The sequence below is a fragment of the Thioclava sp. UBA3469 genome (assembly GCF_002378135.1).
GTDB lineage: Bacteria > Pseudomonadota > Alphaproteobacteria > Rhodobacterales > Rhodobacteraceae > Thioclava > Thioclava sediminum.
In genome coordinates this window covers 1,367-9,241 of sequence record NZ_DFRG01000130.1, presented here as the reverse complement: position 1 = coordinate 9,241, position 7,875 = coordinate 1,367, and the positions used below count along the sequence as shown (strand labels likewise).

General features: G+C 64.6%; 6 protein-coding genes. 4 read left to right on the top strand and 2 right to left on the bottom strand.

All coding sequences use genetic code 11. The features are described 5' to 3' along the window. On the bottom strand, nt 1–2,236 hold a 2,236-nt coding region (locus tag B3D39_RS10410), incomplete at its 3' end, for a pyruvate carboxylase (RefSeq protein WP_286789666.1). A 191-nt stretch (nt 2,237–2,427) separates the two neighbouring features. Between B3D39_RS10410 and B3D39_RS10405 the strand changes: the two genes are divergently transcribed. After that, entirely contained in the window at nt 2,428–3,876 is a 1,449-nt protein-coding gene (locus B3D39_RS10405) for a TrkH family potassium uptake protein (protein WP_274963314.1), read from the top strand. Here B3D39_RS10405 and B3D39_RS10400 read toward each other — a convergent pair whose 3' ends face one another. Further along, on the bottom strand, nt 3,877–5,805 hold the full coding sequence (locus B3D39_RS10400; protein ID WP_274963315.1) for a trypsin-like peptidase domain-containing protein: 1,929 nt from the start codon (nt 5,803–5,805) through the stop codon (nt 3,877–3,879). A gap of 222 nt (nt 5,806–6,027) precedes the next feature. On the opposite strand from B3D39_RS10400, the gene B3D39_RS10395 reads away from it, so the two are divergent. The 3 genes from B3D39_RS10395 to B3D39_RS10385 all read left to right on the top strand — a co-directional run. Beyond that, the gene (locus B3D39_RS10395; protein WP_078541862.1) at nt 6,028–6,975 is read left to right on the top strand and encodes a glycine--tRNA ligase subunit alpha; all 948 of its coding nucleotides are present in this window, start codon (nt 6,028–6,030) and stop codon (nt 6,973–6,975) included. Continuing rightward, nucleotides 6,972–7,448 (top strand): DUF6446 family protein, encoded by a 477-nt coding sequence (locus B3D39_RS10390; protein WP_274963316.1) that lies wholly within the window; start codon nt 6,972–6,974, stop codon nt 7,446–7,448. The genes B3D39_RS10395 and B3D39_RS10390 overlap by 4 nt, the downstream gene beginning before the upstream one ends. A gap of 1 nt (nt 7,449) precedes the next feature. Next, a partial coding sequence (locus B3D39_RS10385; protein WP_286789665.1) for a glycine--tRNA ligase subunit beta occupies nt 7,450–7,875 on the top strand: 426 nt, incomplete at its 3' end.

The window sequence follows — 7,875 nt, the reverse complement described above, 5'->3', positions numbered from 1 at the left end:
CGATACCGCTCGTGTCATGGGTGTGGAAGTGGATCGGGATATCGACCTCTTCCTTCAGCGCCGCGATCAGCTTGCGGGCGGCGGCGGGTTTCAGAAGCCCCGCCATATCCTTGAGGCCCAGCACATGCGCGCCTGCGGCCTCCAGCTCTTTCGCCATGCCGATATAGTATTTCAGGTCATATTTGGCGCGGTCGGGATCGAGGATATCGCCGGTGTAGCAGATCGTGCCTTCGCAGATCTTGCCGCTCTCGATCACCGCATCCATCGCGACGCGCATGTTCTCGACCCAGTTCAGCGAGTCGAAGACGCGGAACACGTCGACGCCGCTCTCCGCGGCCTGCTTAACGAAGAACTGCACCACGTTGTCCGGGTAGTTCGTGTAGCCCACGCCGTTGCTGGCACGCAGCAGCATCTGCGTCAGGATGTTGGGCATCTCTTCGCGGATGTCGCGCAGGCGCTGCCACGGGCATTCCTGCAAGAAGCGATAGGCCACGTCGAAAGTCGCGCCGCCCCAGCATTCGACCGAGAACAGATCGCTGAGGTTCGAGGCATAGGCGGGCGCGGCCTTGATCATGTCGATCGAGCGCATCCGGGTCGCAAGCAGCGACTGGTGGCCGTCGCGCATCGTGGTGTCGGTCAGCAGCAGCTTCTTCTGCGCCTTCATCCAGTCGGCGACCGCCTTCGCGCCCTCTTTCTCCAGCAGATTCCGGCTGCCCGGTTTCGCCTCATCCTTGTAGGCGGGCAGGCGCGGAGGTTTCGCTTCGGCGTGGGGCTTGTTGCGGCCCGCAGTCTCGGGGTGACCGTTCACGGTGATATCCGCGATATAGGTCAGGATCTTCGTGCCCCGGTCGCGGCGCTGCTTGAAGTCGAACAGCTCCGGCGTCGTGTCGATGAACTTCGTCGTGTAGCTCATGTCGAGGAAGGTCGGGTGCTTGAGCAGGTTGATGACGAAGTCGATATTCGTGCTCACCCCGCGGATCCGGAATTCACGCAGGGCGCGGTCCATCCGGCGGATCGCCTGATCGGGATCCTGCGCCCAGGCGGTGACCTTCACCAGAAGCGAGTCGTAATAGCGGGTGATGACGCCGCCCGCATAGGCGGTGCCGCCGTCGAGGCGGATGCCGTTACCGGTCGCCGAGCGATAGGCGGTCAGGCGGCCGTAATCGGGGATGAAGTTGTTTTGCGGGTCTTCGGTGGTCACGCGGCATTGCAGCGCGTGGCCCGAAAGCTCGATCTCGTCTTGCGACTTCGCGCGGGTGGCCTCTGCCAGCGTCGCGCCCTCGGCGATCTTGATCTGGGCCTGAACGATGTCGATGCCGGTGACCTCTTCGGTCACGGTATGCTCGACCTGAACGCGCGGGTTCACCTCGATGAAGTAGAACTTGTCCGAGTCCATATCCATCAGGAATTCGACCGTGCCGGCACATTCATAGCCGACCGCCTGACCGATCTTCAGCGCGAGCTGGCAGACCTCTTCGCGCTGCTCGTCCGAGAGATAGGGGGCAGGGGCGCGTTCGACGACCTTCTGGTTGCGGCGCTGCACGGTGCAGTCGCGCTCGTAGAGGTGATAGAGATTGCCATGCGTGTCGCCCAGCAGCTGCACCTCGACGTGGCGCGCGCGGATGATCATCTTCTCGAGATAGCCCTCGCCATTGCCGAAGGCGGCTTCAGCCTCGCGACGGCCCTCGCGGACCTTCTCGACCAGTTCCTCCTCGCCCAAGATCGGGCGCATGCCGCGCCCGCCGCCGCCCCAGCTGGCTTTCAGCATCAGCGGGTAGCCGATCTCTGCGGCCTCTTTCTTGATCGCGTCGAAATCCTCGCCCAGCACTTCGGTCGCGGGGATTACCGGCACACCGGCCTTGATCGCCACGCGACGCGCCGAGGCCTTGTCGCCAAGCGCGCGCATCGTTTCGGCCTTCGGACCGATGAAGGTGATGCCGGCGGCGTCGCAGGCTTCGACGAAATCGGGGTTTTCCGACAGCAGGCCATAGCCCGGGTGGATCGCATCGGCACCGCTTTCCTTGGCGACGCGGATGATCTCTTCGATGGAGAGATAGGCGCCAACGGGCGAAAGACCCTCGCCGATGCGATAGGCTTCATCGGCCTTGAAGCGGTGCAGGCCCAACTTGTCCTCTTCGGCGTAGACGGCGACCGTCTTCTTGCCCAGCTCGTTGGCGGCGCGCATCACCCGGATGGCGATCTCGCCACGGTTGGCCACGAGGATCTTGTTGAACATAGCGTTCTCCCTGTTGTCGAAAGTGGCCGCTACGGTACAGTTGCCGCGCCGCAGCGCAAGGGCCTACCTGCAAAGTTGGGCAAATTTACTGACCAAACCGCTCGGGTTTGCAAAGTCACGCTACGCGACCGCAGGTCCGTCCCGGCCCGTCTGGGATTGACTAGACCGGCGCTCTGGGCAAGGTGGGGCGCATGATCGATCTGCGCCCGGTTGGATATATCATCGGAATGCTGACATCCGTGCTGGGGCTGACGATGCTTATCCCCGCAGCGGTGGATTTGGGATATGGTGCCGCGCATTGGCTGGTCTTCGTCGAAAGCGCGGTGCTGACGACCACGGCGGGGGCGCTGCTGGCGCTGGCCTCGCGTGACGGTCTGGCCCGGACGCTGTCGATCCATCAAAGCTTTCTGCTGACCTCGCTCGTCTGGCTGACGCTGCCCTTCTTCGGAGCACTGCCCTTCATGCTGGGCGTGCCGCATCTGTCGCTGGTCGATGCCTATTTCGAGGCGATGTCGGGCCTGACCACGACGGGGACCACCGCGATTCCGCATCTCGACGGGTTGCCGCCGGGCGTGAACCTCTGGCGCGGGCTGCTGCAATGGCTGGGCGGTCTGGGGATCATCATCGTCGCGATGATCTTCCTGCCGGTGATGAAGGTCGGCGGGATGCAGTTCTTCCGCTCGGAAGGGTTTGATACGCTTGGGAAAATCCTGCCTCGCGCGATGGACATCTCGACCGCGTTGATCCGCATCTATGTCGGGCTGACCATCGCCTGCGCGCTGACCTATCTCGGCCTCGGGATGAAGGGGTTCGACGCGATCATGCATGCGCTCACCACGATGAGCACCGGCGGGTTCTCGAATTACGACGCCAGCTTCGCCACATATAAGGGCGCGCCGGAATACGCGGCCTCGGTCTTCATGGCGCTGGCGGCGATGCCGTTCATCCGCTTCGTGCAGGTGATGCGCGGCGACACGTTGCCGCTCTGGCGCGACCCGCAGGTGCGCGCTTTCCTGCGCTGGATGGGCTATGCGATTGCGATCATCGTGCTTTACCGGATGATCCGCCATGAGGCGTCTTTCTGGCCGACGCTGCGCGAGGTGACGTTCAACGTGGTCTCGACCTTCACCGGCACGGGCTATGCCTCTGAGGACGTGACGCAATGGGGGCATCTGGCCTTCACGATCCTGCTGATTTCCGGGCTGATCGGGGGCTGCACGGCCTCCACCGCCTGTTCGGTCAAGGTGTTCCGCTACCTGATCCTTCTCGAAGCGATCAAGGCGCAGATCCAGCGGCTCTACTCGCCGCACCGTCTGCTGAAAGTGCAATATGACGGCCGCCCGGTCGAGGATAGCGTGGTCAACTCGGTGATGGCCTTCTTCTCGCTGTTCATCCTGATTTTCGGGTTGCTGATCATCGCGCTGACCTTCACCGGCCTCGGGACCGAGACGGCGATGACCGCCGCTTGGACCTCGATCGCCAATATCGGGCCCGCATGGGGGCCCGAGATCACCGCGAACGGCTCGGTCGCGGATTTCCCTGACAGCGCGAAATGGCTAATGAGCGCGGCAATGTGCCTCGGGCGGCTCGAACTGATGAGCGTGCTCGTGCTGTTGCTGCCGCGCTTCTGGCGGGGCTGATCACTTCCAGCAGGAAATCTGCACCACCATCCCGTCCGCGATCTGCTGCAGGTCTTCCGGGTCGCGATTGGCCGAGATGCCTGCGGCTTTCGGGGTGAAACCGTTGTCCGACAGGCCCGGCGCCATCGCCTTCGCCTGCAGCGCAACAGTCAGGTTGTCGGGCAGCACGCGGTTCGCGTCGCCGCCTGAGGGCAGCAACATCCCCACGACCGCGCCGGAGCCGTCGAGAACCGGCCCGCCCACGTCGCCCGCGCGGGTCTGCGCCTCGATCCGGGCCTGATTGTCTTGTCCCTCCAGCCCCTTGAGCGCGGAGAGCGTGCCAAAATTGAGCACCGGCGCGGAGAGCGCTTCGGGATAGGAGAAGCCCGCCACCGCCACCTTGCTCCCGGCCATCGGGGCATCGGGGTTGAACTTCGCGACTTCCTTCGGCGCCAGCGTGTCTTTCGGGGTCAGGACCGCATAGCCCTTGGCGCCGCCGTCGAAGCTGAGCGAGGCGGGGTGATCCTCGATGGTGATCCGTCCGCATTGGTCGAGCCCCTCGGCGGCGGTCAGCACATGGCCGTCGGCATCGATGAAGAAGCCCGAGCGCGAGAAGATCGGCGCGCGTTTCTCGATCCCCGCCATCAGGGCTGCCCGCGTCACCGACATCGGCTGGCCGAGCGTCGCGTCGAGCGAACTGGTGCCGATGGGCGTGAAGCTCTTTTTCATCGCGTCGAGCACGCGGGTCCTGCGCTTGTCGTCCCCGGCGGGCCAGACCAGCGTGAAACCCTTGATCTGCCCGCGCGAGAGTTCCGCGTGGGTGTAGGACTGCACCGCGCTGTTCTGGCCTTCGATGGTGAAGCTGTTGCCGCGGATGTTGCGCTCGCCTCCCGTCGGCACGATTTCGAGCGTCTGCATGGCGTCATAGAGGCCCCGCAGCCGGGCCGCATCGCCGGGCTGGGAAATCAGCAAAACCTGCACGCCGCTGCCATCCTTGGGCGCGTAATTCACGAAGGGCGCGTTGTAGCGGTCGAATTTCACCAGCCCCATCGGCAGGTCGATCCGGATGCCGGCCTGATCTTCGGTCACGGTCTGCAGCCCCAGCGCCGCGCGCTCGGAGGCGACCTTGTCCAGAAGGGCCGCCTGCTGGGTCGAGGACAGCACGCCGGTCGGCTCGTAATCGTTCTTCATCTGCCAGTCGGCGATCGAATTGCGGGTGCCGCGACCGAAAATTCCGTCGATCGCGCCCTGATAGCTGCCTTCCCATTCCAGCGCGGTCTGAATGTCGCGCTTGGTCTGCGGATCGAGGGCAGCTTCCAGTCGGCGCGAATCCCGTAGCGTCTCGACCGGTTCGGGCGCGGGGGTGACCTCCTGCGGGGCGGGGGCGGCGGCTGTCGCTGTGGTGTCGGGGCTCACCGGCTCAGGCGCGGTGGCGGTGTCCTGCGCAGACGTGTCCGGGGGCGTGGTCTGATCGCCCGATTGCGCGGTCGCATCCGGCCCGTCCAGCGGCTCCACGTCGATCGGGGCGGGCATCGGCGCGCCGCGCACGTCGCTTTGGGTGTCGGCTTGCGGGGCGGGTTGTTCGGGCACCTGCGCGGGGGCGTTCAGGGTCGCGCCGACCGGCCAGAATTGCTGGCGGAAGTTGTTGCCATCGGCCACGAAACTGTCGCGCGGGATCAGCCCTTCGCGGCGCAGAACCCGGCGGCGCGCATTCGCCTCGGCATCGTCGGCAAAGGGGCCGAGCGCGATCGCGTACCAGCCGGAATCGAGCCGGAAACCGGTCGTGTCGGGGAACATGCCCGCCCAGTCGCGGGCGCGCGCTTCGGCTTGGGCGAGCGAGCTTTTCGCCTCGATCTGCACCCAGGCTTCGGCCCAGGCCGTTCCGGTCCAGATCATGCCGGTTAGGCTGGCTCCGACGACGATCGAAACTGTCCGTGAAATTGCCCGCATTGCTGCCCCCGTAATACCTGCTTTTCCCTCGACCTTAGCGCAACGAGGGGCGAGGTCACCCCCCAAACGCCCCCGATCGGGTCATGAAATCCGCCGTTGTGGGGCGGGGGCCTCAGCTTTGCACGTCGAGCGCCGAAGATCGTCCGCCCTAATCCTTGCAGGGCGTTGACGCCCCCGCGCCCCTTGCCTAGAGAGAAGGCGCTTCAACGGAAGGTGCGAAATATGGCAAACCCGGACGCCCCGAAATCCTTTCAGGAAATCATCCTGCGCCTGATGAGCTATTGGGCCTCGAAAGGCTGCGCGGTGATGCAGCCTTATGACATGGAAGTGGGGGCAGGCACCTTCCACCCGGCGACGACGCTGCGCGCGCTCGGCTCCAAGCCGTGGGCGGCCGCCTATGTCCAGCCCTCGCGCCGTCCGACCGATGGCCGCTATGGCGAGAACCCGAACCGCCTGCAGCACTACTATCAGTATCAGGTGCTCATCAAACCGAGCCCGCCGGACCTGCAGGAGCTGTATCTCGGCTCGCTCCGCGCGATCGGGATCGACACCGAACTGCACGATATCCGCTTCGTGGAAGACGACTGGGAGAGCCCGACGCTCGGTGCGTGGGGACTTGGCTGGGAGGTCTGGTGCGACGGTATGGAAGTCAGCCAGTTCACCTATTTCCAGCAGGTCGGCGGCCATGACTGCAAGCCGGTCTCGGGCGAGCTGACCTACGGGCTCGAGCGTCTGGCGATGTACGTGCTGGGCATCGATCACGTCATGGACATGCCCTATAACGACCCGTCCGCGCCGATCGCGTTGAAATACGGTGACGTGTTCCGCCAGACCGAGCAGGAATATTCGCGCTGGAATTTCGACGTGGCAGATACCGAGACGCTGCTGCGCCATTTCGAGGATGCCGAGGCCGAATGCGAACGTATCCTCGCCTCGCCCGAGGCGGACGATGCGGGCCGCAAGATCATCATGGCGCATCCCGCATACGACCAGTGCATCAAGGCGTCGCATCTCTTTAACCTTCTGGATGCGCGCGGCGTGATCTCGGTCACCGAGCGTCAGGCCTATATCGGTCGCGTCCGTGCGCTGGCCAAGGCCTGCGCCGACGCTTTCGTGCAGACCGAAGCGGGCGGGGCCTCGCAGAGTGAAGCCAACGAGGCTGTCGCGTGAATGGTAAGCTCATCGGAGGCGGCATCGTGGTAATCGCGCTCGTCTTCGGCGCGGTGGTCTATTATTCGCAGGAATACGGCTATTACGACGAGATCGCGCCGGGCTCCGACGCGGCGAAAGTCTCGCTGATGGAGCTGGACGGCACGACGCAGGACGAGCTGCAGGCCGAGGGCTACAAAGGGATCGACGCGGACAGCTCGCCCCTGCGCTACCGGGCCTGCTTCGACACCGATCTGTCGATTGCAACGGCGACCGAGACCTATGAGGTCTATGACCGACCGACCCCGCTGATCGGCCCGAAATGGTTCGACTGCTATGATGCGAAAACCATCGGCGCGGACCTCGAGGCAGGCCGCGCGGTGGCCTTCCTGTCGCAACACAACATCCACCCCGGCGTTGACCGCGTCGTGGCTCTTTATCCCGATGGCCGGGCCTATGTCTGGCACCAACTGAACGACGAAGCGGAGAAATGACATGCCCGATCTTCTGATTGAACTGTTCTCCGAAGAAATCCCCGCGCGGATGCAGCCCAAGGCCCGCGAGGATCTGAAGAAACTGATTACCGATGGCGTCGTCGAGGCGGGTCTGACATATGCCTCCGCCGGCGCTTTCTCGACCCCGCGCCGCCTGACGCTGACCGTCGAGGGGCTGACCGCGAATTCGCCGACCCTGCGCGAAGAGCGCAAGGGCCCGCGCACCGACGCGCCCGAAAAGGCGATCGAGGGCTTCCTGCGCTCGACCGGGCTGAGCATGGATCAGCTCGAGGCGCGCGACGACAAGAAGGGGCAGGTCTATTTCGCCGTGATCGAAAAGCCGGGCCGCCCCGCGACCGAGATCGTGGCCGAGGTGCTGGAGAAAACGATCCGCAACTTCCCCTGGCCGAAATCGATGCGCTGGGGC

Excerpts from the sequence above, each read along its gene's own strand:
- B3D39_RS10400 (WP_274963315.1), bottom strand. The coding sequence starts at position 5,805 with ATGCGGGCAATTTCACGGACAGTTTCGATCGTCGTCGGAGCCAGCCTA.
- B3D39_RS10395 (WP_078541862.1), top strand. The coding sequence starts at position 6,028 with ATGGCAAACCCGGACGCCCCGAAATCCTTTCAGGAAATCATCCTGCGC.
- B3D39_RS10405 (WP_274963314.1), top strand. The coding sequence starts at position 2,428 with ATGATCGATCTGCGCCCGGTTGGATATATCATCGGAATGCTGACATCC.